The sequence below is a fragment of the Pseudaminobacter soli (ex Zhang et al. 2022) genome, assembly GCF_014595955.1.
GTDB classification, from domain to species: domain Bacteria; phylum Pseudomonadota; class Alphaproteobacteria; order Rhizobiales; family Rhizobiaceae; genus Kumtagia; species Kumtagia pseudosoli.
In genome coordinates, this window is record NZ_JABVCF010000016.1 from 112,287 (window position 1) to 136,888 (window position 24,602).

General features: G+C 64.5%; 19 protein-coding genes, 1 tRNA gene and 1 pseudogene. 1 reads left to right on the forward strand and 20 read right to left on the reverse strand.

The features are described 5' to 3' along the window. Positions 1 to 74: 74 nt before the first annotated feature. From HUI96_RS24770 to HUI96_RS24840, 15 genes are all read right to left on the reverse strand, one after another. Positions 75 to 995: a dimethyl sulfoxide reductase anchor subunit family protein gene (locus HUI96_RS24770; RefSeq protein WP_188257380.1), complete on the reverse strand. Its 921-nt coding sequence runs from the start codon at positions 993 to 995 to the stop codon at positions 75 to 77. A gap of 80 nt (positions 996 to 1,075) precedes the next feature. Further along, positions 1,076 to 1,843, reverse strand: a complete 768-nt coding sequence (locus HUI96_RS24775) for a 4Fe-4S dicluster domain-containing protein (protein WP_188257381.1) — start codon at positions 1,841 to 1,843, stop codon at positions 1,076 to 1,078. Further along, positions 1,840 to 4,686 carry a molybdopterin oxidoreductase family protein gene (locus HUI96_RS24780; RefSeq protein WP_188257382.1) on the reverse strand — a complete coding sequence of 949 codons (2,847 nt, stop codon included), beginning with the start codon at positions 4,684 to 4,686 and terminating at the stop codon, positions 1,840 to 1,842. The genes HUI96_RS24775 and HUI96_RS24780 overlap by 4 nt, the downstream gene beginning before the upstream one ends. Before the next feature lie 286 nt (positions 4,687 to 4,972). Continuing rightward, positions 4,973 to 9,169 carry a DNA-directed RNA polymerase subunit beta' gene (gene rpoC / locus HUI96_RS24785; RefSeq protein WP_188257383.1) on the reverse strand — a complete coding sequence of 1,399 codons (4,197 nt, stop codon included), beginning with the start codon at positions 9,167 to 9,169 and terminating at the stop codon, positions 4,973 to 4,975. Between the two features lie 180 nt (positions 9,170 to 9,349). Next, on the reverse strand, positions 9,350 to 13,483 hold the full coding sequence (rpoB, locus tag HUI96_RS24790; protein ID WP_188257384.1) for a DNA-directed RNA polymerase subunit beta: 4,134 nt from the start codon (positions 13,481 to 13,483) through the stop codon (positions 9,350 to 9,352). A 201-nt stretch (positions 13,484 to 13,684) separates the two neighbouring features. Continuing rightward, positions 13,685 to 14,065: a 50S ribosomal protein L7/L12 gene (rplL, locus tag HUI96_RS24795; RefSeq protein WP_188257385.1), complete on the reverse strand. Its 381-nt coding sequence runs from the start codon at positions 14,063 to 14,065 to the stop codon at positions 13,685 to 13,687. Between the two features lie 54 nt (positions 14,066 to 14,119). Further along, positions 14,120 to 14,638 (reverse strand): 50S ribosomal protein L10, encoded by a 519-nt coding sequence (gene rplJ / locus HUI96_RS24800; protein ID WP_188257386.1) that lies wholly within the window; start codon positions 14,636 to 14,638, stop codon positions 14,120 to 14,122. A gap of 360 nt (positions 14,639 to 14,998) precedes the next feature. Continuing rightward, positions 14,999 to 15,697 carry a 50S ribosomal protein L1 gene (rplA, locus tag HUI96_RS24805; RefSeq protein ID WP_188257387.1) on the reverse strand — a complete coding sequence of 233 codons (699 nt, stop codon included), beginning with the start codon at positions 15,695 to 15,697 and terminating at the stop codon, positions 14,999 to 15,001. A 4-nt stretch (positions 15,698 to 15,701) separates the two neighbouring features. Next, positions 15,702 to 16,130: a 50S ribosomal protein L11 gene (rplK, locus tag HUI96_RS24810; RefSeq protein WP_188257388.1), complete on the reverse strand. Its 429-nt coding sequence runs from the start codon at positions 16,128 to 16,130 to the stop codon at positions 15,702 to 15,704. 147 nt (positions 16,131 to 16,277) lie between these two features. Continuing rightward, the gene (gene nusG, locus HUI96_RS24815) at positions 16,278 to 16,805 is read right to left on the reverse strand and encodes a transcription termination/antitermination protein NusG (protein ID WP_188257389.1); all 528 of its coding nucleotides are present in this window, start codon (positions 16,803 to 16,805) and stop codon (positions 16,278 to 16,280) included. 29 nt (positions 16,806 to 16,834) lie between these two features. Beyond that, positions 16,835 to 17,038, reverse strand: a complete 204-nt coding sequence (secE, locus tag HUI96_RS24820) for a preprotein translocase subunit SecE (protein ID WP_188257390.1) — start codon at positions 17,036 to 17,038, stop codon at positions 16,835 to 16,837. Between the two features lie 435 nt (positions 17,039 to 17,473). Beyond that, entirely contained in the window at positions 17,474 to 18,010 is a 537-nt protein-coding gene (locus HUI96_RS24825; protein WP_188257391.1) for a DUF1269 domain-containing protein, read from the reverse strand. 333 nt (positions 18,011 to 18,343) lie between these two features. Then, positions 18,344 to 18,664, reverse strand: a complete 321-nt coding sequence (locus HUI96_RS24830) for a hypothetical protein (protein ID WP_188257392.1) — start codon at positions 18,662 to 18,664, stop codon at positions 18,344 to 18,346. Continuing rightward, complete coding sequence (gene ctaD / locus HUI96_RS24835; protein WP_188257393.1) at positions 18,661 to 21,135, reverse strand: cytochrome c oxidase subunit I; 2,475 nt, start codon at positions 21,133 to 21,135, stop codon at positions 18,661 to 18,663. The genes HUI96_RS24830 and ctaD overlap by 4 nt, the downstream gene beginning before the upstream one ends. After that, the gene (locus HUI96_RS24840) at positions 21,132 to 21,797 is read right to left on the reverse strand and encodes a cytochrome c oxidase subunit II (protein WP_210320314.1); all 666 of its coding nucleotides are present in this window, start codon (positions 21,795 to 21,797) and stop codon (positions 21,132 to 21,134) included. The genes ctaD and HUI96_RS24840 overlap by 4 nt, the downstream gene beginning before the upstream one ends. A 30-nt stretch (positions 21,798 to 21,827) precedes the next feature. Here HUI96_RS24840 and HUI96_RS24845 point away from each other — a divergent pair, with 30 nt between their 5' ends. Continuing rightward, positions 21,828 to 22,343 carry a DUF2231 domain-containing protein gene (locus tag HUI96_RS24845; protein ID WP_188257395.1) on the forward strand — a complete coding sequence of 172 codons (516 nt, stop codon included), beginning with the start codon at positions 21,828 to 21,830 and terminating at the stop codon, positions 22,341 to 22,343. Here HUI96_RS24845 and HUI96_RS24850 read toward each other — a convergent pair. The 5 genes and pseudogenes from HUI96_RS24850 to HUI96_RS24870 all read right to left on the reverse strand — a co-directional run. Continuing rightward, the gene (locus tag HUI96_RS24850; protein ID WP_188257396.1) at positions 22,313 to 22,825 is read right to left on the reverse strand and encodes a CopD family protein; all 513 of its coding nucleotides are present in this window, start codon (positions 22,823 to 22,825) and stop codon (positions 22,313 to 22,315) included. The genes HUI96_RS24845 and HUI96_RS24850 overlap by 31 nt on opposite strands. Further along, positions 22,822 to 23,532: a cytochrome c oxidase assembly protein gene (locus HUI96_RS24855; RefSeq protein WP_188257397.1), complete on the reverse strand. Its 711-nt coding sequence runs from the start codon at positions 23,530 to 23,532 to the stop codon at positions 22,822 to 22,824. The genes HUI96_RS24850 and HUI96_RS24855 overlap by 4 nt, the downstream gene beginning before the upstream one ends. Beyond that, positions 23,529 to 23,774 (reverse strand): hypothetical protein, encoded by a 246-nt coding sequence (locus tag HUI96_RS24860; RefSeq protein ID WP_188257398.1) that lies wholly within the window; start codon positions 23,772 to 23,774, stop codon positions 23,529 to 23,531. The genes HUI96_RS24855 and HUI96_RS24860 overlap by 4 nt, the downstream gene beginning before the upstream one ends. Positions 23,775 to 24,224: 450 nt before the next feature. Continuing rightward, positions 24,225 to 24,300, reverse strand: a tRNA-Trp gene (locus HUI96_RS24865). A gap of 226 nt (positions 24,301 to 24,526) precedes the next feature. Beyond that, a pseudogene (locus HUI96_RS24870) lies at positions 24,527 to 24,602 on the reverse strand (EF-Tu/IF-2/RF-3 family GTPase); the annotation flags it as partial.

The following is a 24,602-nucleotide window of genomic DNA, read 5'->3' on the forward strand; positions in this document are numbered from 1 at the left end:
TTGCTCGCCCTACGAATCTCGCCGTCAGGCCTTCTTCAGGCAAGCGGCTATCCGTCCCCGTACGCGCCGCGGCTTCAGTAGTAGTTCATCACCGCGTGCCGCGCCTCGGCGAAGAACAGCCAGCGCTCCACGAACTGTCCAACCGTCTGGCAAAGAACCGCGACCACGGCTGCGATGATCGCTAGCGAGGAGGCAGTTGCCCAGAAAAGGGCGGTCGAGAGAAGCAGCAGGACCGTTGCCGCACCGCCAAGCGTGAACGAAATCCTGGCAAGCTTCTCGGCATGCTTGCGTGCGATCCTGTAGCCCATCTCGCGGGTGAGATAGTTCTCATTCGAATGCGGCCGCTCCCAGAGGCGCACGCGGCCGATCGCGGCTAGGCCCGTAGCCGTCTCCGGGGTCGATATGGGAGGGGCGGTCAACATGCGCCGCCGCCACGCCGACTTGGCGATCCATGCGAAAGCCGTCGCTGCCGCTGCCGACAGCCCGAGAATGTAAACGTCGCCAGCATTGAAGATTGCCGCCAGGGTTGCGAGGTTCAGACCGCCCGCGCCGGCGAACAGCAGGAAGCAGAGCGGCGTCTGCGGCGTATACCAGGCTTGCACCGATCGCAGGGACGCATAGATCATGCCGGTGCAGAAGACGGTCGCGATGGCTCCCACCGTGCCGAAGAGACCGGGCACCGGGAGGTATCGGGACTCGATGATCGCGCCCCATGCGGACCAGATGAGCGGAATGAAGGTCAGCACCGCCAGCAGTCCCTCCCGCGACAGCCAACTCGACCGCCACTGCGAAATGGCCCGCCACGCGCGTTGCGGATTGCGCAGGTGCAACGTGGATGACATCAGGCCGACAGCGATCAGGCCCAGCGCGAGGATGTGGGCTGCCTTCGTGGACATCGCGGAGGCATCGAGGAGGCCGAGCCCCAATACCGCCGCGAGCCCGTAGCCGAAGCCCGAAAGCGTGGTGAATGCGATGATGGAAAGTGCAGGGTGCATCTGTCAGGCCCTCGCTGAGGGCAGGAGGGGCGCCCGCATGAGCGCCGACTGATGCCAAGCGGCGGGCGGGCGATACACCATCAAATCCTATCGAGCATATTGTCTAGCCACCCAAAGAAGCCGGTGGCGCCTGATGTTTCCTCGACCGATCCCAATCCATCGGCGTTTGCCGCCAAGGGCGTCCGCGGCCGCGGCGGCAGGTATTTGTTGACCGGCCGGGTCCCCTGCTCCGGCATCAGATCCATGCCTCCACGCTCCGCGACCATGATCGACACGTCCGAAGTTGGATCGCCCAGGTCGCCGAAGTGCCGGGCGTTGGCCGGACAGGTGCGCACGCAGGACGGCACCCGATCCACCTCTTGAAGCGTCTCGTTGTAGATACGGTCGATGCAGAGCGTGCATTTCTTCATCACGCCGGCGGCAAGGTCCATCTCGCGCGCGCCGTAGGGGCAGGCCCAGGCGCACAGCCCGCAGCCGATGCATTTGTCCTCTTCGACCAGGACGATGCCGTCCTCGCCTCGCTTGTAGGACGCTCCGGTCGGGCAGACCGTCACGCAGGGGGCGTCGTCGCAATGCAGGCAGGATTTTGGAAAGTGGACAATCCTCGCCTCACCCGCCTCACCGATCACCTCGCCACCCTCGGGAATCACCTCGAAGCTGTGAATCCGGTTGAGGAAGGTGCCGGAAACATCTAGCCCATAAGGATTCTGGTCCGACAGCGCCGCTCCGTATCCGCCCGTGTTCCACTCCTTGCAGGAGATGACGCAGGCATGGCAGCCGACGCAGACGTCGAGGTCGATGACGAGACCGAGCCTTTTGGGGGTCGGGATGGATGGGAGGGAGGTCATGTCTGCCGGCTCCACTCCTCGCCGTAGCGCAGTTCATCCACCGCGGATCGACGCAGCGCGCGCAAGGCCGGAAACTGCGGTTCGCTGATGGCCGGCGGCTCCGCCTTCTCGATGCGCACCCTGAGGTCGTACCAGGCCGCCTGGCCGGTGACTGGATCGGAGTTCGACCAGCGCATGCCGTCGCCTTTGGGCGGCAGCAGTTCGCTGATCAGGTGATTCATGAGAAAACCTTTGGTCGCCTCCGGCGAGGATGGATCGAGCGCCCAAGCGCCGCGACGCTTGCCGATCGCGTTCCAGGTCCAGACGGTCTGCCCATTCACCGCCTCCATGCGCGCGACCTCCACCTTGATGCGACCGTGGCGGGAGATCAGCCAGATCCAGTCTCCATCGCGCAGGCCGTGCTCGTCGCAGATCGTGCCCGGTACGTAGAGCGCATTGCGGGTGTGGATCTGCCTGAGCCAGGCGTTCATCGAGCCCCAGGAGTGGTACATCGCCGCCGGCCGCTGGGTGATCGCGTGATAGGGGAAAGTCTCGCCATCGATGGCGGCTTCTTCGAAGGGCGGATACCAGATCGGCAGCGGATCGAAGGATTCGAGTATCCGGGCGCGGTGCGTCTCGGGCGCGACCGGCTCCCGCACCCCCTCGGCCGAGAGCCGGAATTTTTGCAGCGCTTCCTGATAGAGCTGGAACGTTACGGGCTTGGGCTCGTCGAAAAAACCCACGCGGACGGCGAAATCCTGATACGCCCTGTTGGCGTGCTTGAAGAACTGCGCCTCGAGCGGGATGTGCGCCGAGAAGAACGAACCGTTCTCGATGTAGCGCTTGAGTTGGTCCGGGTTGCTCGCCCCTCGCCCCACCCGGTCGGCCTCGCGGCCGCGGAAACCTGCGAGCGGGCCGATGCCCGGCCGGCGTTCGTGGCGGACGATATAGTCGGCGTAATCCTTGTAGATCGGCCGTCCAAGACTATCGGCGAAGCCGGGCAGACGCAGCCGCGCGCCGAGATCGAGCAGCACCGTCTGGAACGGGCGCACGTCACGGTCGGGCTCGATCACCGGCCAGCGGATCGCGTCCTGCACGGCGTCCGGCTCGGAGATCGGCCGGTCGAGCAGCGAGATGCAATCGTGACGCTCGAGATAAGTGGTATCGGGCAGCACCAGGTCGGCATACGCGACCATCTCGGAGGAATAGGCGTCGGAATAGATGATCTTAGGGATTCGGTATTCACCGGTCGCCTCGTCGCGGTCCTCCAGCATCCGGATCACGCCGGCAGTGTTCATCGACGAATTCCAGGCCATGTTGGCCATGTAGAGGAACAGCACGTCGACGGGATAGGGATCGCCGGCATGCGCGTTGGCGATCACCATGTGCATCAGGCCGTGCGCGGCTAAGGGCGCATCCCAGGAAAAGGCCTTGTCGATCCGGGTCGGCCTCCCCTCGCTGTCGATGAGAAGATCTTCCGGGCCGCGCGGAAAACCGAGATGCGGGCCGGACAACGGCTTGTTCGAGCCGAAATGCTCGGCCTTGCCGTGCGGGGTCGGGTGCGCCTCCATGGGCTTCGGATAGGGTGGCTCGAAGCGGAAGCCGCCGGGGCAGTCGACCGCGCCGATGAGGAGTTGCAAAAGATGCAGTGCGCGGGCGGTTTGATAACCGTTTGAATGCGCGGAGATGCCCCGCATGGCATGGAAGGACACCGGCCGCCCGACGAACCCCTCATGGCGTTGGCCGGTCATGTCGACCCAGTGCTGATCCACGAAGATCGCCTCGTCGAAGGCGACGCGCGCAATCTCAGACGCGAGGCCGCGTATCACCGAGGCCGAGATGCCGGTTTCCTCCGCAACGGCTTCCGGTGCGTATTTCGGATCGAGATAGCGCTCCGCCAGCAACTGGAAGGCAGGCGCGGCAAAGCGACCGTCGTCCAGTTGCACCCTTCCGGACAGTGCAGCACGCGCCCCCGGCGAGCCGAACGGCACCGGCCGCTCGGTGACGCTTTCGAACACCAGTGGCTTGCCGTCGGCATCGCGCGCGAACAGACCATGATTGGCAGTCCCGGGCGCGTCGATAACCAACCAGGTCGCGTTGGTGTAGCGGACGATATAGTCGACGTCGATCTTACGCGCCTTGAGCAACTCGTGGACCAGCGACAGGATCAGCAGGCCGTCGCTTCCCGGCCTGATCCCGATCCAGTTGTCCGCCACCGCCGAGTAGCCGGTCCGCACCGGATTGACCGAGACGAACCGGGCCCCCCGCTGCTTCAGCTTCGAGATGCCCATCTTGAGCGGATTGGAATCGTGATCCTCAGCCACGCCGAACAGGATGAAGAGTTTCGTGCGCTCCCAGTCGGGCGCGCCGAACTCCCAGAACGACCCGCCAATGGTCATGATGCCGGCGGCCGCCATGTTGACCGAGCAGAAGCCGCCATGCGCGGCATAGTTCGGCGTGCCGAACTGCTGCGCCCAGTAGCCCGTCAATGACTGCGACTGGTCGCGTCCGGTGAAGAAGGCGAGCTTTTTTGGGTCCCTCGCCCGCACCTCGCCGAGCCAGCTTGCGGCCGTCTCGAGCGCCTCATCCCAAGAGATTTCAACGAATTCGCCAGAGCCGCGCGGGCCGACGCGCTTCAGCGGGGCACTCAGCCGCGCCGGCGAGTAGTGCTGCATGATCCCGGCCGAACCCTTGGCGCACAGCACGCCACGATTGACCGGATGGTCGCGGTTGCCCTCGATATAGCGGATCTTGCCGTCTTTCAGGTGCACGTCGATGCCGCAGCGGCACGCGCACATGTAGCAAGTGGTCTTGCGCACCTCGTCCGATACCGGCGCCGACAGCGCCACACTCTGGCTACACATTTCTCCACCGCCTTCCCGGGCACGTTTTAGCCCTGGGCCAAGTGGAAGGAAATGCTCAGAGGCGGCTATTCAGAGCAAAGTTGTCGCAGGATCGTGATGCGATATTGGAACACGGAATGCGTGCGGCGGCCGACGGCTGGAATGGAGATCACGAGGTCGGCAACGGCAACCCCTTTCTACATGCGACGATCTCACGAACGGTGCAGAGCGACCGCAATCGGCGCCCAAAACAATAAGGCCGCCGGGGGAGAACCCGGCGGCCTTATTCTCGTGTAGTCGCTAGCGCCTACTGCGCGGCGTTGACCATCTCGGTCAGCATCGGCGTAGCCGTCTCGGCGCCCGTCGATTTGCGCCGCTCGTCGAGGATCAGTTCGTCGCGCGACGTGGCGATGCGGCGAATCTGGCTCATCGTGCCGCCGGTACCGGCCGGGATCAGGCGGCCGACGATGACGTTCTCCTTGAGACCCTGCAGCGTGTCGATCTTGCCGGCAACTGCCGCCTCGGTCAGCACGCGCGTGGTCTCCTGGAACGACGCCGCAGAGATGAAGGACGGCGTCTGCAGCGAGGCCTTGGTGATGCCGAGCAGCACCGGCTGGCCTTCCGCAGGCTTCTTGCCTTCCTCGATCAGCCGATCGTTGATCTCGTCGAATTCGATCACGTCGACATGGTCGCCCGGGATGTAGACCGAGTCGCCCTGCGCGGTGATCTCGACCTTCTGCAGCATCTGGCGAACGATCACCTCGATGTGCTTGTCGTTGATCGACACGCCCTGCAGCCGGTAGACCTCCTGGATCTCGTTGACGAGGTAGCTTGCCAGCGCCTCGACGCCCTTGATCGCCAGGATATCGTGCGGAGCGGGGTTGCCGTCCATCACGTAGTCGCCCTTCTCGATGACGTCGCCGTCCTGGAGATGGAACGGCTTGCCCTTCGGGATCAGGTACTCGACCGGCTCCAGCGTCGAATCGTGCGGCTCGATGATGATCCGGCGCTTGTTCTTGTAGTCGCGACCGAACCTGATCGTGCCGTCGATCTCGGCGATGATGGCGTGGTCCTTCGGACGGCGTGCCTCGAACAGTTCCGCCACCCGCGGCAGACCGCCGGTGATGTCCTTGGTCTTGGCGCTCTCCATCGGGATACGCGCCAGCACGTCGCCGGGCCGGACCATCGCCCCCGGCTCGACCGAGAGGATCGCGCCGACCGAGAGCAGGAAGCGGGCATCGCCGCCCTTCGACAGCTTGCCGACCTTGCCCCGGGCGTCCTGGACGACGATCGCCGGCTTGAGGTCGGAGCCGCGCGGCGTCGACCGCCAGTCGATGACCTCGCGCTTGGTGATGCCGGTGGATTCGTCGGCCGTCTCCTGCACGGAGAGACCGTCGACCACGTCCTCGAACTCCACCCGGCCCTCGATCTCGGTGAGGATCGGACGGGTGTAGGGGTCCCACTCGGCGACGCGCTGGCCGCGCTTCACCTTGTCGCCTTCGTCGACGAACAGGCGCGAACCGTAGGTGATACGGTGCGTCGCGCGCTCCTTGCCGGCCTCGTCGAGGATCAGCACCGCCATGTTGCGGCCCATCGCCATCAGTTGGCCGTCGGAGTTGCGAACCACGTTGCGGTTGCGGATCGCCACCGTGCCTTCATAGGACGCCTCGATGAAGGAGGAGTCCACCACCTGGGCGGTACCGCCCATGTGGAAGGTACGCATGGTGAGCTGCGTGCCCGGCTCGCCGATCGACTGCGCGGCGATGACGCCAACGGCTTCGCCCTGGTTGACCGGAGTACCACGCGCCAGATCGCGGCCGTAGCAGACCGAGCAGACACCCACCCTTACCTCGCAGGTGAGCGCCGAGCGGATGCGCAACGACTGGATTCCCGCCTTCTCGATCGCCTCAACGTCGCGTTCGTCCATCAGCGTCCCTGCCTTGACGATGAGATCGCCAGTCAGCGGGTGATTGACGTCGTCGAGCGCGGTGCGGCCCAGCACGCGCTGGCCGAGCGTCGCGACGACCTGACCGGCGTCGACGATCGGCTGCATGGTGAGACCCTTCTCCGTGCCGCAATCGACCGCGTTGACGATGCAGTCCTGCGCCACGTCGACAAGGCGGCGGGTGAGATAGCCCGAGTTCGCCGTCTTCAGTGCGGTGTCGGCCAGACCCTTACGGGCGCCGTGGGTCGAGTTGAAGTACTCGAGCACGGTGAGGCCTTCCTTGAAGTTCGAGATGATCGGCGTCTCGATGATCTCGCCCGACGGCTTGGCCATCAGGCCGCGCATGCCGGCGAGTTGGCGCATCTGGGTGGGCGAACCACGCGCACCCGAATGGCTCATCATGTAGATCGAGTTCATCGGCTTCTGACGGCCGTTGTCGTCGAACTCCACGGCCTTGATGCGGGCCATCATCTTGTCGGCGACCTTCTCCGAGCACTTCGCCCAGGCGTCGACCACCTTGTTGTACTTCTCGCCCTGGGTGATCAGGCCGTCATTGTACTGCTGCTCATATTCCTTCGCGAGCGCGTCGGTCTGAGCGATCAGTTCCGCCTTGTCGTCCGGGATCAGCATGTCGTCCTTGCCGAACGAGATGCCGGCCTTGCAGGCGTGGCTGAAGCCGAGTTGCATGATGCGGTCGCAGAAGATCACGGTCTCCTTCTGGCCGCAGTGGCGGTAGACGGTGTCGATCATCTTGGAGATGTTCTTCTTGGTCATCTCCTGGTTGGCGACCTCGAACGGCACGTTGTGGTTCTTCGGCAGCAACTCACCAATGATCATGCGACCAGGGGTCGTGTCGTAGATCTTCGACACGGTGTTGCCCTCCGCGTCTACGGTTCTGAAGCGGCCCTTGATCTTGGCATGCAGCGTCACGGCCTTGGTCTCCAGCGCATGCTGGAGCTCGCCCATGTCGGCGAACACCATCCCCTGCCCCGGCTCATTCTCATTCACGATCGAGAGATAGTAGAGGCCGAGAACCATGTCCTGCGAAGGCACAATGATCGGAGCGCCGGAGGCCGGGTGGAGGATGTTGTTGGTCGACATCATCAGCACGCGGGCTTCCAACTGCGCTTCCAGCGACAGCGGCACGTGGACGGCCATCTGGTCACCGTCGAAGTCGGCGTTGAAGGCCGTGCAGACGAGCGGATGCAGTTGGATCGCCTTGCCCTCGATCAGGGTCGGCTCGAACGCCTGGATGCCAAGACGGTGCAGCGTCGGGGCGCGGTTGAGCAGCACCGGATGCTCGCGGATGACCTCGTCGAGGATATCCCAGACCTCCGGCTTCTCCTTCTCGACCAGCTTCTTCGCCTGCTTCACCGTGGACGAATAGCCCTTTGCGTCCAGCCGCGCGTAGATGAACGGCTTGAACAGCTCGAGCGCCATCTTCTTCGGCAGGCCGCACTGATGCAGCTTCAGCTCCGGACCGGTCACGATGACCGAGCGGCCGGAATAGTCGACGCGCTTACCGAGCAGGTTTTGGCGGAACCGGCCCTGCTTGCCCTTGAGCATGTCGGACAGCGACTTCAGTGGACGCTTGTTGGCGCCGGTGATGACGCGGCCGCGGCGGCCATTGTCGAACAGCGCGTCGACGGCCTCCTGCAGCATGCGCTTCTCGTTGCGCACGATGATGCCGGGCGCGCGCAGTTCGATCAGCCGCTTCAGGCGGTTATTACGGTTGATGACGCGGCGATAGAGGTCATTGAGGTCCGACGTCGCAAAGCGGCCGCCATCGAGCGGCACCAGCGGACGCAGGTCCGGCGGGATGACCGGAATGACCTTCATGATCATCCATTCCGGGCGGTTGCCGGATTCGATGAAGTTCTCGACGACCTTCAGGCGCTTCAAGAACTTCTTCTGCTTGAGCTCGGAGGTGGTCGAGGCGAGTTCGGTCCTGAGTTCGGCCGCGATCGTATCGAGCTTCATCTCGGCGAGCAGGGCGTGGATGGCCTCGGCGCCGATCATGGCTGTAAAGGAGTCCTCGCCGTAGTTGTCCTGCGCCAGCATGTACTCTTCTTCCGAGAGCAGTTGATGCAGCTTCAGGTCGGTCAGGCCGGGCTCGGTGACGATGTAGTTCTCGAAGTAGAGGACGCGCTCGATGTCCTTCAGCGTCATGTCGAGCAGCGTGCCGATACGACTCGGCAGCGACTTCAGGAACCAGATGTGAGCGACCGGGGCGGCCAGTTCGATGTGGCCCATGCGCTCGCGCCGAACCCGCGACAGCGTGACCTCGACGCCGCACTTCTCGCAGATGACGCCCTTGTACTTCATGCGCTTGTACTTGCCGCACAGGCACTCATAGTCCTTGATCGGGCCGAAGATGCGCGCGCAGAACAGGCCGTCACGCTCAGGCTTGAACGTGCGGTAGTTGATCGTTTCCGGCTTCTTGATCTCGCCGAACGACCAGGACAGGATCTTTTCCGGGCTGGCGAGCGAAATCCGGATGGAATCGAACACCTGGGCCGGGGTGTTGGTGTTGAAGAGATTCATGACCTCTTGGTTCATGCCGTTCTCCTTGTCGGGATTCTGAAATCCCGTTTGAATTCAAAGCGGGCAAATTGCCCCTTCTCCAATCGGCTCGAACGCCGCCGCTACGCGTGCACGATCGGACGATCTGTTGGGCCGGACCTCAGCCCGACCGGTGGCCGCCGCGAACGCCTGTGAGGCTCGCGGCGGCGCTCGGCTTTACTCGGCCGCGTCGCGCAGGCGCGGCTGCTCCTCGACCATCGAGTTCTCCAGTTCGACGTTCAGGCCCAGCGAGCGCATCTCCTTGACGAGAACGTTGAAGCTCTCCGGGATGCCCGCCTCGAACGTGTCGTCGCCACGAACGATCGCCTCGTAGACCTTGGTGCGGCCGGCGACGTCGTCCGACTTCACCGTCAGCATCTCCTGCAAGGTGTAGGCCGCGCCGTAGGCTTCGAGCGCCCACACCTCCATCTCGCCGAAGCGCTGTCCGCCGAACTGCGCCTTGCCGCCCAACGGCTGCTGGGTGACGAGCGAGTACGGACCGATCGAGCGCGCGTGGATCTTGTCGTCCACGAGATGGTGGAGCTTCAGCATATATATGTAGCCCACGGTCACTTTGCGATCGAAAGGCTCGCCTGTGCGCCCGTCGTAGAGCGTCTGCTGACCGCTGGTCGAAAGGCCTGCCTGCGTCAGCATCTCGTCGATGTGGGCCTCATGAGCACCGTCGAACACCGGCGTGGCGATGGAAACGCCGCGCCGCATCTGCTCGCCGAGCCTGATGATCGAGTCGTCGTCATAGCGGCGGACCGGCTCGTTGCGGTCGTTGTCCGGCATGATCTGCTCGATCGTCTGCCGAAGCGGCTGGATCTCGCTGCCGCTCTTATAGGCGTCGATCATCTCGCCGATCTTCTTGCCCATGCCGGCACAGGCCCAGCCCAGGTGCGTCTCCAGGATCTGGCCGACGTTCATGCGCGAAGGCACGCCCAGCGGGTTGAGCACGATGTCGACATGCGTGCCGTCCTCGAGGAACGGCATGTCCTCGACCGGCACGATGCGCGACACGACACCCTTGTTGCCGTGACGGCCCGCCATCTTGTCGCCGGGCTGCATCTTGCGCTTCACCGCCACGAAGACCTTGACCATCTTCATGACGCCCGGAGGCATTTCGTCGCCGCGCTGGACTTTCTCGACCTTGTCCATGAAGCGCTGCTCGAGCGCCTTCTTGGACTCGTCGTATTGGGCCCGGAGCGCCTCGAGCTCGGACTGCAGCTTCTCGTCGTCGACGGCGAACTGCCACCACTGCGAACGCGGATACTCGGTCAGAAGGTCACGCGTGAGCGTGGTGCCCTTCTTGAAGCCCTTCGGCCCCGCGATGGCCTCGCGGCCGGACAGCATGTCTGCCAGACGGCTGTAGACGTTGCGGTCTAGGATCGCCTGCTCGTCGTCGCGGTCCTTGGCCAGCCGCTCGATCTCCTCGCGCTCGATGGCCATGGCGCGCTCGTCCTTCTCGACGCCATGACGGTTGAACACGCGGACCTCGACGACCGTGCCATAGGTTCCCGGAGGCATGCGCATGGAGGTGTCGCGCACGTCGGAGGCCTTCTCGCCGAAAATGGCGCGCAGAAGCTTCTCTTCCGGCGTCATCGGGCTTTCGCCCTTCGGCGTGATCTTGCCCACCAGGATGTCGCCCGGCTGCACCTCGGCACCGATGTAGACGATGCCTGCCTCGTCGAGGTTCTTCAGAGCCTCCTCCGAGACGTTCGGGATGTCGCGGGTGATCTCCTCCGGCCCGAGCTTGGTGTCGCGGGCCATGACCTCGAACTCCTCGATGTGGATCGAGGTGAAGACGTCGTCGGCCACGATGCGCTCGGAGAGCAGGATCGAGTCCTCGTAGTTGTAGCCGTTCCACGGCATGAACGCGACGAGCACGTTGCGGCCCAGCGCCAGATCGCCCAAGTCGGTCGACGGACCGTCGGCGATGATGTCGCCCTTCTCGATCCGGTCGCCCACCTTCACCAGCGGACGCTGGTTGATGCAGGTGTTCTGGTTCGAGCGCTGGAACTTCATCAGCCGGTAGATGTCGACGCCGGACTTGCCCGGATCGACCTCTTCCGTCGCACGGATGACGATACGCGTCGCGTCCACCTGGTCGACGATGCCGGTGCGGCGCGCAGCGATGGCCGCGCCCGAGTCACGGGCGACGATCGGCTCCATACCGGTTCCAACGTACGGCGCTTCGGCGCGCACCAGAGGCACGGCCTGACGCTGCATGTTCGAGCCCATCAGCGCGCGGTTGGCGTCATCGTTCTCAAGGAACGGGATGAGCGCGGCGGCAACCGACACCATCTGCTTCGGCGACACGTCCATGAGGTCGACGTTCTCGCGCGGCGCCATCATCACCTCGCCGGCATGGCGGCAGATGACGAACTCCTCGGCGAAGCGGCCTTCCGCATCGAGCTCAGCGTTGGCCTGGGCAACGTAGTGCTTGGCCTCTTCCATCGCCGACAGATAGACGACGTCGTTGGTCAGACTGCCATCCACGATCCGGCGATACGGGCTTTCGATGAAGCCATACTTGTTCACGCGAGCAAACGTCGCCAAGCTGTTGATCAAACCGATGTTCGGGCCTTCAGGCGTCTCGATCGGGCAGATGCGGCCATAGTGGGTCGGGTGCACGTCGCGCACCTCGAAGCCGGCGCGCTCGCGAGTCAGGCCGCCCGGCCCGAGGGCCGAGAGACGCCGCTTGTGGGTGATCTCCGACAGCGGGTTGGTCTGGTCCATAAACTGCGAGAGCTGCGAAGAACCGAAGAACTCCCGCACGGCGGCGGCCGCCGGCTTGGCGTTGATCAGGTCCTGCGGCATGACCGTGTCGATCTCAATCGACGACATGCGCTCCTTGATCGCGCGCTCCATGCGCAGCAGGCCGACGCGGTACTGGTTCTCCATGAGTTCGCCGACGGAGCGCACCCGGCGGTTGCCGAGATTGTCGATGTCGTCGATCTCGCCCTTGCCGTCACGCAGTTCGACCAGCGTGCGCACCACCGCGATGATGTCCTCCTTGCGGAGAGTCCGCACGGTGTCCGGGCAGTCGAGGTCGAGACGCATGTTCATCTTCACGCGGCCGACAGCCGAGAGGTCGTAGCGGTCGGCATCGAAGAACAGCGAGTTGAACATCGCTTCCGCCGTCTCCAGCGTCGGCGGCTCGCCCGGGCGCATCACCCGGTAGATGTCGAACAGCGCGTCCTGGCGGCTCTCGTTCTTATCGACGGCAAGCGTGTTGCGGATGTAACCACCGATGTTGATGTGGTCGATGTCGAGGATCGCGAACTCGTCCTCGCCTGTCGACAGCAGCGTCTTCAGCGTCTTCTCGTCGATCTCGTCGCCGGCCTCGAGATAGATCTCGCCCGTCTGGTAGTTGACGATGTCCTCGGCGAGATAGCTGCCGAGAACGTCCTCATCAGTCGCCTTGATCGCCTTCAGACCCTTGTCGGCAAGCTGCTTGGCCTGGCGCGCGGTGATCTTACGGCCGGCTTCGACCACGACCTCGCCGGTGTCGGCATCGATCAGGTCATTGACGGCCTTCAGCCCGCGGAAGCGCTCCACATTGTAGGGGATACGCCACGTGTCGCCGTCGCGCTTGTAGATGATCTTGTTGTAGAAGGTCGACAGGATCTCCTCGCCGTCCATGCCCAGCGCCATCAGGAGGCTCGTCGCCGGAATCTTGCGGCGGCGGTCGATACGCGCATGCACGACGTCCTTGGAGTCGAACTCGATGTCGAGCCACGACCCGCGGTAGGGGATGACGCGCGCTGCGAAGAGCAGCTTGCCGCTGGAGTGCGACTTGCCCTTGTCGTGATCGAAGAAGACGCCCGGCGAACGGTGCATCTGCGACACGATCACACGCTCGGTGCCGTTGATGATAAAGGTACCGTTCAGCGTCATGAGCGGCATGTCGCCCATGTACACGTCCTGCTCCTTGATGTCCTTGATCGACTTCGCGCCGGTATCCTCGTCGATATCGAACACGATCAGGCGCAGGGTAACCTTCAGCGGCGCGGCATAGGTCAGATCGCGCTGCCGGCACTCGTCGACGTCGAACTTCGGTGCCTCAAACTCGTACTTGACGAATTCGAGCATCGAGGAACCAGAGAAATCGGAAATCGGGAAGACCGATTTGAAAACGGCCTGCAGGCCCTCGTCCGGACGGCCGCCCCGCGGCTCGTCCACCATCAGGAACTGATCGTACGACGCCTTCTGAACCTCGATGAGGTTCGGCATCTCCGCAACCTCGGGGATGTTCCCGAAGAACTTGCGTACGCGTCTGCGGCCATTGAATGTCGCGGTCTGGGCCATCGTCGCTCCTTGCTCGCTTGGGGCGGACCTCGTCGGCACGCCTTGCATATGTAGGACCCCGTCCAGCGAGGTCAGTCCTAAAACGGGTGAAAACCCGTTTCCTGAAAGCCGCCTGCGGCCCTCAGGAAAGAGGTTCCCAACTCAATTCCCCCTGTCCCGCGGGGACCGGCGGACGACATCCGCCCGCCGGCACCGCAGCACTTACTTCAGCTCGACCTTGGCGCCAGCAGCTTCCAGTTGAGCCTTGATCTTCTCGGCGTCGGCCTTGGCAACGGCTTCCTTGACCGGCTTCGGAGCGCCCTCGACCAGGTCCTTGGCTTCCTTGAGGCCGAGACCGGTGATCGCGCGCACTTCCTTGATGACGTTGATCTTCTGGGCGCCGGCGTCGGCGAGGATCACGTCGAACTCGGTCTTCTCTTCGACCGGAGCGGCGGCAGCGGCAGCACCACCGCCGGCAGCAGCAACGGCCACCGGAGCAGCGGCGGAGACGCCCCACTTCTCTTCCAGCATCTTCGACAGCTCGGCCGCCTCGAGGACGGTCAGGCTGGAGAGGTCATCTACGATCTTGGCAAGATCAGCCATTTTTCAGTTCCTTTGAAAGTTCGAACAAGTGTTGGTGATTGCTGAGGAACGGCCTCACGCCGCCTCGTCCTTCCGGGCATAGGCGCCGAACACGCGGGCAAGCTGGCCTGCCGGCGCGTTGACGACCTGGGCGATCCGGGTTGCCGGCGTGGAGATCATTCCAACCAGCCTTGCGCGCAGCTCGTCGAGCGACGGGAGCGTGGCGAGAGCCTTCACCCCTTCCGCGTCGAGAGCGGTGGAGCCCATCGCGCCGCCGAGAATGATCAGCTTGTCATTCCCCTTGGCGAAATCGGATGCCACCTTCGGTGCCGCAATCGGATCTGCCGAATAGGCGATCAGCGTCTGTCCCTTGAACAGATCGATGATGCCTTCCGACTCCGTGCCCTGAAGAGCGATCTTGGCGAGGCGGTTCTTCGCGACTTTGACGGTGCCGCCGGCAGAACGCATCTTCCCACGAAGATCGTTCATCTGCGCGACGGTGATACCGGCATAGTGGGCCACGACGACTGAGCCGGCGCTCTTGAAAGCGTCGTTCAGGCTCGTGACGAGTTCGCGTTTTTCCGCTCTGTCCACTGCCTATCTCCAGTTGACCTCCACCCTTGCGGGTATCGGTCGATTGCCTTTTGCCGGCCGGGCTCTCCAGGTCTCTGGATCACCCGAACGGCGCTCGAGGATCCTGTCCCCTTTCGCCAAGCCGGCGGGCCCGAAGGCATGCCGGCATGCAGACAAAAGGCACACACGGTTCGAACCTTCCATCGGGGCCAAAACCCCTTTGTCCGGTCTTCACCCGTCTCATGCAGGCCCATTTGGATTAAGGCGAGCCGCCTGCAGTCTCGGACAGGATAGTCCGGAAGCGATCTTCTGCTTCCAGCATCCGGGCCGAAACCGGCCCGGAATTCGTCGGGAAGGCGGAGCGACCGCCTTCCATCGCAATCAGACGGCGCCGAGGCTCGCCAGATCGACCTTGAGGCCGGGGCCCATCGTGGAGCTCACCGAAATCTTCTTCATGTAGACGCCCTTGGCGCCCGAGGGCTTCGCCTTGTTGACCGCATCGGCGAGCGCCCGCACGTTCTCTTCGAGCGCGGCGACGTCGAACGACACCTTGCCGACGCCGGCATGGATGATGCCCGCCTTCTCGACGCGGAACTCGACGGCGCCGCCCTTAGAAGCCTTCACCGCGCCGGCGACATCCATCGTGACCGTGCCGACCTTCGGGTTAGGCATCATGCCGCGCGGGCCGAGCACCTTGCCGAGACGACCGACCAGCGGCATCAGGTCCGGGGTGGCGATGCAGCGGTCGAAGTTGATCTCACCCTTCTGCACGGTCTCCACCAGATCCTCGGCACCGACGACGTCGGCTCCGGCGGCGCGGGCCTCATCGGCCTTGGCGCCGCGCGCGAACACGGCGACCCGCACGGTACGGCCGGTGCCGTTCGGCAGGTTCACGACGCCGCGGACCATCTGGTCGGCATGGCGGGGATCGACGCCGAGGTTGAGCGACACCTCAATGGTCTCGTCGAACTTGACGGTGGAGCGCTCCTTGAGCAGCTTGATGGCCTCGCCGAGCGAATAGGCCTTGTTGCGATCGAGGCCCTCGCGGGACTTGGCAACGCGCTTTGCAACCTTCGCCATTGGCTTAGCCCACCACTTCCAGGCCCATCGAACGGGCAGAACCTTCCACCATGCGCATGGCGGCTTCCACGTCGGTGGCGTTGAGATCCTTCAGCTTCGCCTCCGCGATCTCGCGCACCTTGTCGCGGCTGATCTGGCCGGCCTTGGCCTTGCCCGGCTCCTTGGAGCCCGACTTCAGATTGGCGGCCTTCTTCAGGAAGTAGGTCACCGGCGGCGTCTTCATGACGAAGGTGAACGACTTGTCCTGATAGTAGGTGATGACAACCGGAATCGGCTGCCCCTTCTCCATCTCCTGGGTCTGGGCGTTGAACGCCTTGCAGAATTCCATGATGTTGATGCCGCGCTGACCAAGCGCAGGACCGATCGGGGGCGACGGAGTCGCAGAGCCCGCGGCGACCTGGAGCTTGAGCTGGCCGGCTACTTTCTTAGCCATCTCTTTCCTGCCTTTGTTTCATGCCGGATGTCCGGCGGTTGCAGTGTGGTGGTGCGGACTTTGCGGCCGGCTAAGCCGATTGCCCTTCCACCGCGAAGCGGCGCTTCCGATCGGCGCCGCCCGTCCAGCCAATCGGCCGGCTTCGGATCAGGTCTTCTCGACCTGGCCGAATTCGAGATCCACGGGCACCGCGCGCCCGAAGATCGAAACCTCCACCTTGAGCCTCGCGCGTTCCGGGTCCACTTCCTGGACATAGCCGTTGAACGATGCGAACGGGCCGTCGGAGACGCGGACCTGCTCGCCGATCTCGAAGGTGACCGACGGCTTCGGCCGCTCCACGCCTTCCTGGACCTGGTGCAGGATGCGCTCAGCCTCCTTGTCAGTGATCGGTACAGGCTTGGAGTCACCAAGGAAGCCCGTTACCTTCGGCGTGTTCTTGATCAGCGAGAACACCGCGTCGGTCAGATTCGCCCGCACCAGCACGTAGCCGGGGAAGAACTTGCGCTCGGCATCGACCTTGCGGCCGCGCCGAACCTCTACGACCTTCTCGGTCGGCACGATGATCTGCTCGATATCGCCGGAAAGACCCTTCTGCCTGGCTTTGTTCTCTATGTCCTCCGCGACCTTCTTCTCGAAGTTCGAATAGGCGTGGACAATGTACCAGCGGGCCGTCATCTCAGCAGTTTCTCCAAATTTCGCCGGTATCAGCGGCCAAGGCCGAGGATCAAATCAATACCGAACGCCATCAGCTGGTCGGCGGCAAAAAAGAAGACCATCGCAAGGATTGCGAAGGCCACGACCATAACTGTGGAGATCAGAGTCTCGCGCCGCGACGGCCAAGTCACCTTCGCCGTCTCGGACCTCACCTGCTGAATGAAGGTGAAAGGATTGGTGGTCTTCAATGCCATCTGCCGCCTGTCACGAAAGATCCGTTGACCGGACCTCCTGGATGTTCCCGCTGCCGGGAGAAATCGCTTTTGGGCCCGTCGCCCGCCTCGAATGGCGCCGGAAATCGCTCACACACTTAGACGCGTAAAGCCTACTCAGCTTCACGCGTCGCGTGACTGTTCTGTCTAGATAGAACCGATTCCTGCCCCACGCAAGTGGCAAGTTTCGATTCCGCCAAACGCCGCATCGGAACCATCCAGTCGTCCCGTCCCGGCTGTGAGCTTATATGGACCATTTCGGCCGATCTGGCAAGATGCCTGACCTAGCCGCCATTTGCTGTGCTCGCCCCACGCGCTTCCCGAACTCGCCCTTCTCGTGCTGCTGCCGACACTGCGGCAGCGCCTCGCACTCCGATCGGTGGTCGAGGCATGCGTCGGCGCACTAGGCTGAGCCGGTCAGACTTGGGATTCGGAAGCGGCTCTTGCTGCGCCCGAGATCGCCTTCTGGAGGCGAGCTTCCTGATCCGGTGAGAGCGACGTCCGAATGACCTCACCCCTGAACTGCGAGAGGTCAGCCAGGACCTTCTCCGGCTGGGCCTTGCGCACCAGCAGGAAGAGCGCCGAACTGTCAGGCTTCAGCTTTTCGGCAAGAGTTCGGATGAAGTTGTCGTCGATGCCGTAATCCACCAACGAACCGGAAAGTGCTCCTGCTCCGGCGCCGACGAGACCGCCTAACGCAAAGCCCGCCAGCGGATTGAGAAACAGCAATCCCACCAGGGTGCCCCAGATGGCGCCGGAAAGGCCGCCGGAGGCGGCGCCTGCACCGACGAGATTCATGCTTTGCTTCAGGTTGACCTTGCCGTCGGGCTGGCGAATGACGACCACGGCGTCTGCAAGTTCGATCAGATATTCCTTTTGCAGACGGTTCAGTTCCGTCAGGACGCGGTCCGCTTCCTGCTGATTATCGAATGCAACTGCGACAAGTTCTGCCATGGCAACCTCCTGACCTCTTCCTGTTGAAACTGGGTGATCAGCGCGGCGCGGCCTCGCGGGCCCTTGCCAATGCTGCATCCGCGTGCTCGATCGCCTTTCGTGATCGGCGCGAATGTCTGCAATGCGATTATCGATGCTCGCCCTCGCGTCGGTGTTCGTTCAGTTCATTGAGGAACCGTGCGCCTTCAGTGGAGAGTGCCTGATGCAGTGCCGCACGCGACCTCGGCCAGTGTAGCGCGTCTGCGGCATCTGACGAGCGCCAGCCGCATCAAGATTTCGTATATGGATGTGTCTGTGCCGGGCGAGGAGAACCGAGCGGCTGCGTGATGGGGCTCAAAGGCAGGCCGAGGTCGTGACGACCGGGAGAAGAGTCCACAGCGTGGCGACCAGGGCAGAGATAGCCAGCATCAGGCTCACCCAGCGCACGAAGGCCGATCGCGAGACGAAGCGGGGCGAGCGCAAAGCGAGGAGGAAGACAAGCTGGAGCGCGACGGCTGCGGCCCAGGCTACCATCATGGCGATACGGCCTGCGGTGAGATCAAGGCCCGCATCGGCCCAGCGTTGCGAGCAAACGAGGCCCTGGAGCCCGTAGACGGCGCTGAAGGCGGCGAGCCAGGCCGTGAGTGGGACGGAGATGCGGAGAATGTCGGTCATGACAACGCTACCGGCAGCCAGGCAGCGCCCAGTCCGAGGAGCGCTGCGATGGCGGCGTAGTCTGTCCACAGTCGCACGACCCGCACTTCACCGACGCGCGAGAGGTAGCCGGCGGACGCGCGCAGCGTCAGGAACACCGTCATGAGCCCCGCGACGGTCGCGTGAAAGAGGACGTAGCCGGCCACCACCCAGAGCGTGGCGTCGTAGGCGTGGGCGTTGTGGGTCGTCCGAGCTAGCACCGTGACGGCGGCGGCCGCGAGTGCAGCGAGACCCGCAAGGCTCAGGAGCAGGCCCAGCCAGGGCGCCGCATCGCGGCGGACCGCGCGGTCGGCGAGGCGGATGCCCCCGAAGGCCAGGGCCGCGCCGCCCAGCGCCAGCAGCGGCCCGGCGAGGCCGGGCTCCAGCAGAGTGGGCGGCGGCCAGTTCGGCGCCACCGTCCAGAGGAAGGCATAGCCGAAGAGAAGCGAGCCGAAGAACACTCCGTTGGCGAGGAGCAGGAACAGCGACCCCCACCAGCCCGGCGAACGCTCCATCTCCGAGGCAGGCGGCAGGGCAAGCCCATGCCCGACCGGCTGCGGACCCTCGTCCTCGCTGCTCCCCAGGCTCCAGGCCCACCAAACTGCGAGCGCCGTCACGGCCAGGACGGAAAGCGGCAGGAGCCAGTAGGCCTTGATCAGCATCCCGACGAAGAAGCCTCCGGTGATGAGAGCCATGACGATGGGCAGCGCCGAGTTGGTCGGGAAGATGACGAGGTAGTTCGGCCGCCCGCTGGCGATCTCCACCGTCAGGATCTCGCGCAGGCCGCTGCGCGGGTTTCCGAGAAGCCCCTCGCCGCGCGCTATGCGCAGGGGCAGATCGGGATCGTCATAGAGAGGATAGCGGCTGAGTACCTTGGGAAGGGAAGCTAGGTTGTAGGAGGGCGATGGCGCCGGCATGGCCCATTCGAGCGTCGCAGCCCGCCAGGGATTGCGGCGGCCCCGGACCGCTACGGCCGCGTTCACCCCCACATCTATGAGCACGAGCGCGAAGCCGATCGCCATGACGAAGCCGCCGATCGAGGCGAGAAGGTTGATGAGTTCCCACCCCGATCCGGGCTCGATGCTGTCGATCCGCCGCCTCATCCCCAGGAGACCCGCCCAGTGCAGCAGCAGGAAGGTCCCGTGGAACCCGAGGACAATCAGCCAGAACGCCGTCTCGCCCAGCCTGAAGTAGCGCTTCCGCCCGGTGAAATGTGGCAGCCAGTAGTAGAGGCCGGCGAGCATCGGGAAGACGAAGCCGCCCACCAGCACATAGTGGAAATGCGCCACGACGAAGTAGGTGTCGTGCGACTGCCAATCGAAGGGCACCATCGCCACCATGACACCGGTGAGCCCTCCCATCACAAAGGTCGCGAAGAAGGCGAGGATCCAGAGCATCGGCAGGTGCATCTCGGGCCGACCCTTCCAGATCGTTCCGATCCAGGCGAAGATCTGCACCCCCGTGGGCACCGCAACCAGCGTCGAGGCCGCCGAGAAGAAGGCCAGCCCCATATGCGGGATGCCGGTCGCGTACATATGGTGGACCCAGAGCCCGAAACTTAGGACTCCGAGCGATGCCGCTGCCGCCACGACCCAGCCGTAGCCGAGGAGCGTCGTGCGCGCCATTACCGGCAGGACCGTGGAGACGACTCCCGCGGCAGGCAGGAAGATGATGTAGACCTCCGGATGGCCGAAGAGCCAGAAGAGGTGCTGCCACAGCAGGCTGTCACCCCCGGCCTCTACCTGGAAGAAGGGCATACCGAAGGCGCGCTCGAGTTCGAGCAGGAGAGAGCCCAGGATCAGCGGCGGAAACCCCGTCAGGATCATCACCGCCACCACCAGCATGTACCAGGCGAAGATCGGCAGCTTGTCGAGCGACATGCCCGGCGCGCGATAGATGAGCACGGTCACTACGATCTCGACGGCCGCCGAGATGGCTGAGATCTCCACGAAGGTGATGCCAAGGAGCCAGAAGTCCGGGTTGATCCCCGGCGACCCCAGAGTCGAGGAGAGCGGCGGATACATGAACCAGCCGCTTTCCGGCGCGATCCCGGCAAGCAGCGAGAAGATCAGGAGAGAGCCGCCGAAGGCGTAGCACCAGAAGCCGAAGGCGCTGAGCCGGGGGAAGGCCAGATCACGCGTGCCGAGCATCTTGGGCAGGAGATAGATCGTCAGCCCTTCGAAGAGCGGGATCGCGAACAGGAACATCATGATGGTCCCGTGCATCGTGAAGACCTGGTTGTAGATCTCAGGTCCCATGAAGACCGAGCGCGGGGTGGCGAGTTGCGCGCGGATCAGCATGGCCAGGATGCCGGCGATCACGAAGAACGTCGCCGCGGTGAACAGGAACATCAGCCCGATGTCGTTGTTGTTCACGGTCGTGAGCTTGCCGCGCCAGCCCGGACGGGAGGACCAGATGCGCTCGAGCTCGCGGTGGCGGCGCAGGGCGTTCATCGGGTCTCTCCGCGGAGGAAGGCGTCCCAGGCGGCCTCGTCATGCGCCCGTACGGTGAAGCGGTGATTGGTGTAGCCCCGTCCGTTGAACTCGGCGCTTACGCCTGCGTAGTCGCCGGGGGTGTCCGCCTCGATCCGCAGGACGTTCACATGGCCCGGGATCGCGTCGAGCTTGCCCGCGAGGCGCGGCGCCCAGAAGCTGTGGATGACGTCGGCCGTGGTGATCTCCACGTCGACCGGACGGCCTGCGGGGATGTGGAGGACGCCCTCGGTCACCCGGCCAGGCGCGTCGGCGTAGGAGAAGCGCCAAACCCACTGCGCACCCTCGGCGCGGACGGTCACGAGGCCGGGCTGGGGACTGGCCAGCAGCCGCTCACCGATCACGAGCCCGTAGATTGTGAGGGCGGCGAGAACGGTGAGCGTGAAGCCGAGGCCGAGACCCAGGATCCAAACCCGCTCCCGCCGGGTTTCCGCCTCGGGTCCGGACGGACCTTCGCCGCGGCGGAACGCCAGCACCAGCAGGACAGCGACGAGCAGGAAGATCGCCGTCGCCCCGATCAGCATGACCCACCACAGCGTCGCGATCGCCTCCGCCGCCGGGCCCGCCGGGTGCACGGTGGACAGCCTCTGCTCGCAACCGGAAATCGCGACGAGCATTAGCATTCCGACCAGCCCCCGCAGGAGACCCCGCCAATGGCCCAGACTCAGATCCAGACCCGGGACGAGACGACGATCGATCCGATTGCGCAGCATCCCGGCTTCGAGGAGACCGAGTCGAAGGTCGCGGTAGCGGGCCACCCGATCCATGCCATGACCGTGGCCTTTCCCATCGCGCTGACCTTCTGCAATTTCGGGGCGGACGCGCTCTACTGGTGGACCGGCGACGTGTTCTGGGCGCGGGCTGCGGTATGGGCGGCGGGGATGGCGTTCCTCATCGGCCTCGCCGCGGCCGCCTCCGGGACGCTGGAGCTGCTGCTGGTCCCCGGCATCCGTGCGCGGGCCTCCTCCTGGACCCACGCCATCATCGCGATAGTGCTCCTGTCGGCTCTGGGCACGAACTGGGGCTATCGGCTTCACGGCTATGAGGCGGCGGTGCTGCCTTACGGCATCCTGCTGTCGGGCTTCTGCGTCATCATGGTGGGCGCGACCGGGTGGCATGGCGGCAAGCTCGTCTTCGACTATCGCCTGGGGACGTCGAACGGGAGCTGACCGCCCATGGGCTCCATGAGCCAGTCCGGCAGAGGAATATTCTCCAGCTCGGGCTTGGCGAGGACCAGAAACAGGATCGCGAGGACTGGGACCAGCAGGACGAGCAGCGGCAGCAGCGGCTCCGGCGTCTGGTGCTCTCCCTCGGTCTCTGCCACGGTGACCATCGTATGGCCGACCCAGGCGTGGAAGCCGACGAGCAGCGCCACGAAGACGAGCTTCGCGAACATCCAGACGACAAAGAGTTCCCGCAGGAAGATCAGGAGGGTACCCGCGACGACCGCAAGCGCCGCGGCGGGAGTGACGACCCAGGTATAGCCGTAATGGGTCGCCAGCCTGATCCGGCTGTAGTCCGCCTGCCCGATCGCGGGGTCGTGGCGGGCCAGCATCAAGGGCAGCGCGAACAATCCCGCGCACCAGATCACCAAGGCTGCGATGTGGAGCGCCTTCACATACGGGATCGCGCCCTCGAGCCACGGATTCATGCGAGCCCCTTCGCCACCGCCTGCCATCCCCGGCGCGCGACGAGAGCTCCCCAGGCAACGAAGGGGAGGCCAGCCGGAACCCACATGATGAGCCCGCCCAACTGCTGATCGCCGAGCGGCGTGAAGCCCCAGTCCACGGGCGCGACCGCGTGGATCGCGTAGAGGACTTTGGGAGCGAAGGTGAGAAGCGCGCCGAGGAGTGCCATCTGCATGTAGCCTCCCAGCACCCAGAGGAGGCTAGTGCCCGCCGCCTGCCCGCGATGGAGGACCGCCTGCCAGAAGGCGAAGGCCGAGCCGAGGAGCGTCGCCTGCATTGCCCAGTAGGCCACCACATTCGACAGTGCCAGGTCGTAGGCTGGGGGCCAGTGCCAAGCCCAGAGTACCCCAGTGGAGACCAGGAAGGGCGCCGCCGGGGACCTCGGACTGCGCCCCGGCCAGGCGAGCGCAAGGAGCGGCGCGGCCACCGCCACCAACAGGATATGGTGCACCACCCGCGCCGAGAACAGCGCAGCCGAAAGCGCGCAGAGCGGCGAGACGAAGGCCAGCGCCAGCACCGCGACAGCGAGGCCCCCTGCCCTATTTCGCCCCACCGCGAGTGTTAGGAGGCAGAGCGCCAGGAGCAGCACCGGGTCGAGATTCCAGCGCAGCCAGATGTCCGCCGGGAGGGGCGCCGGGCCGCAATAAGTCCCCTCCAGCGCCTCCATCATGCGCCAGCCCTCTCAACACGGATGCGAACGGGGAAATACGGCTGCGCAGGCTTGGTCCAGGCGCCGGAGGTGCACATGTGCCCGCCCGTCTTGTTCTGGCGCGTGAGCGTGCGGAGCACGCCGAAGGTAGGCTTCCGGTCGGCAAGGATGCTGCCGATCGCCGTGAGCGCCCCCCAGCCTCCGGTGGCATTCTCGTAATGGGATTCGTCGGGCCGCTTACCGGTTTGATTGGGCTTGCTCATCTGGTCCTCCTTGGCCAGAGACGGTCATGCCGGTGGCCGACGCGGCTCGCCTAGGAACAAGCCCGGAAGCCGGAAGTTCCATCTGTCCAGACCGCCCCGTCCCTCCCGCCGGGACAGGTTGCCGCGGCCCTCCCCGCGCTGTTGAAAGAAATGCGTAGGCACAGCGCCCAGGGTCCGGAGGACTGCCGATGAGGGTTCGAGACCGCCATCGACGCGGGCGTCATTTGGCAGCGCGCGGAGTTGCTGCTGGATCCGAAATACCTCTCGCGCCTCGCGCCTTGTCGATACGAGGCTGACACGGCCCGTAGGGGCGTCGGACTGCGCTCAGTTCAAACTTGTCTGGGAATAGCCGCAGCGAGTCCACCCGGCATCGGCGACAGGAGGCCTATTTCGGGTCGCTAAGGAGGCTGCCGACGCAGGGAAAGTCGCTGGGATGCCAAGGGCTTGGCCTGGCAGGGGCAGAGGGGCTCGAACCCCCGACCTGCGGTTTTGGAGACCGCCGCTCTACCAACTGAGCTATACCCCTTCGCGGCCGCGTACATTTCACAAAGCCGCCCCGGTTGCAAGGGCCGATAAGCGTTTTCGAGTGCGTCTGCGGTTCCGCTGAGGCGCCAATCGCGCGAACTCCTTGAGAGGCGCGCCAATGGTGGCGAATTGCCGCGTTGCGGCACGAAGTAGTCCTGGAAATGCGAAGGGCGGCCCGAGAGCCGCCCTTCGTGGAGTCAGTGGCAGGTCCGAAGACCGCGGTTAGCTTATTCCTGGATGCTGACGACCACGCCGGCGCCGACGGTGCGGCCGCCCTCGCGGATGGCGAAGCGCAGCTTCTCC

What these genes read in the sequence shown, in the direction of transcription:
- HUI96_RS24770 (WP_188257380.1), bottom strand. Translation starts at nt 995, where the DNA reads ATGCACCCTGCACTTTCCATCATCGCATTCACCACGCTTTCGGGCTTC.
- HUI96_RS24775 (WP_188257381.1), bottom strand. Translation starts at nt 1,843, where the DNA reads ATGACCTCCCTCCCATCCATCCCGACCCCCAAAAGGCTCGGTCTCGTC.
- HUI96_RS24780 (WP_188257382.1), bottom strand. Translation starts at nt 4,686, where the DNA reads ATGTGTAGCCAGAGTGTGGCGCTGTCGGCGCCGGTATCGGACGAGGTG.
- rpoC (WP_188257383.1), bottom strand. Translation starts at nt 9,169, where the DNA reads ATGAACCAAGAGGTCATGAATCTCTTCAACACCAACACCCCGGCCCAG.
- rpoB (WP_188257384.1), bottom strand. Translation starts at nt 13,483, where the DNA reads ATGGCCCAGACCGCGACATTCAATGGCCGCAGACGCGTACGCAAGTTC.
- rplL (WP_188257385.1), bottom strand. Translation starts at nt 14,065, where the DNA reads ATGGCTGATCTTGCCAAGATCGTAGATGACCTCTCCAGCCTGACCGTC.
- rplA (WP_188257387.1), bottom strand. Translation starts at nt 15,697, where the DNA reads ATGGCGAAGGTTGCAAAGCGCGTTGCCAAGTCCCGCGAGGGCCTCGAT.
- rplK (WP_188257388.1), bottom strand. Translation starts at nt 16,130, where the DNA reads ATGGCTAAGAAAGTAGCCGGCCAGCTCAAGCTCCAGGTCGCCGCGGGC.
- nusG (WP_188257389.1), bottom strand. Translation starts at nt 16,805, where the DNA reads ATGACGGCCCGCTGGTACATTGTCCACGCCTATTCGAACTTCGAGAAG.
- secE (WP_188257390.1), bottom strand. Translation starts at nt 17,038, where the DNA reads ATGGCATTGAAGACCACCAATCCTTTCACCTTCATTCAGCAGGTGAGG.
- HUI96_RS24825 (WP_188257391.1), bottom strand. Translation starts at nt 18,010, where the DNA reads ATGGCAGAACTTGTCGCAGTTGCATTCGATAATCAGCAGGAAGCGGAC.
- HUI96_RS24830 (WP_188257392.1), bottom strand. Translation starts at nt 18,664, where the DNA reads ATGACCGACATTCTCCGCATCTCCGTCCCACTCACGGCCTGGCTCGCC.
- ctaD (WP_188257393.1), bottom strand. Translation starts at nt 21,135, where the DNA reads ATGAACGCCCTGCGCCGCCACCGCGAGCTCGAGCGCATCTGGTCCTCC.
- HUI96_RS24840 (WP_210320314.1), bottom strand. Translation starts at nt 21,797, where the DNA reads ATGCTAATGCTCGTCGCGATTTCCGGTTGCGAGCAGAGGCTGTCCACC.
- HUI96_RS24845 (WP_188257395.1), top strand. Translation starts at nt 21,828, where the DNA reads ATGGCCCAGACTCAGATCCAGACCCGGGACGAGACGACGATCGATCCG.
- HUI96_RS24850 (WP_188257396.1), bottom strand. Translation starts at nt 22,825, where the DNA reads ATGAATCCGTGGCTCGAGGGCGCGATCCCGTATGTGAAGGCGCTCCAC.
- HUI96_RS24855 (WP_188257397.1), bottom strand. Translation starts at nt 23,532, where the DNA reads ATGATGGAGGCGCTGGAGGGGACTTATTGCGGCCCGGCGCCCCTCCCG.
- HUI96_RS24860 (WP_188257398.1), bottom strand. Translation starts at nt 23,774, where the DNA reads ATGAGCAAGCCCAATCAAACCGGTAAGCGGCCCGACGAATCCCATTAC.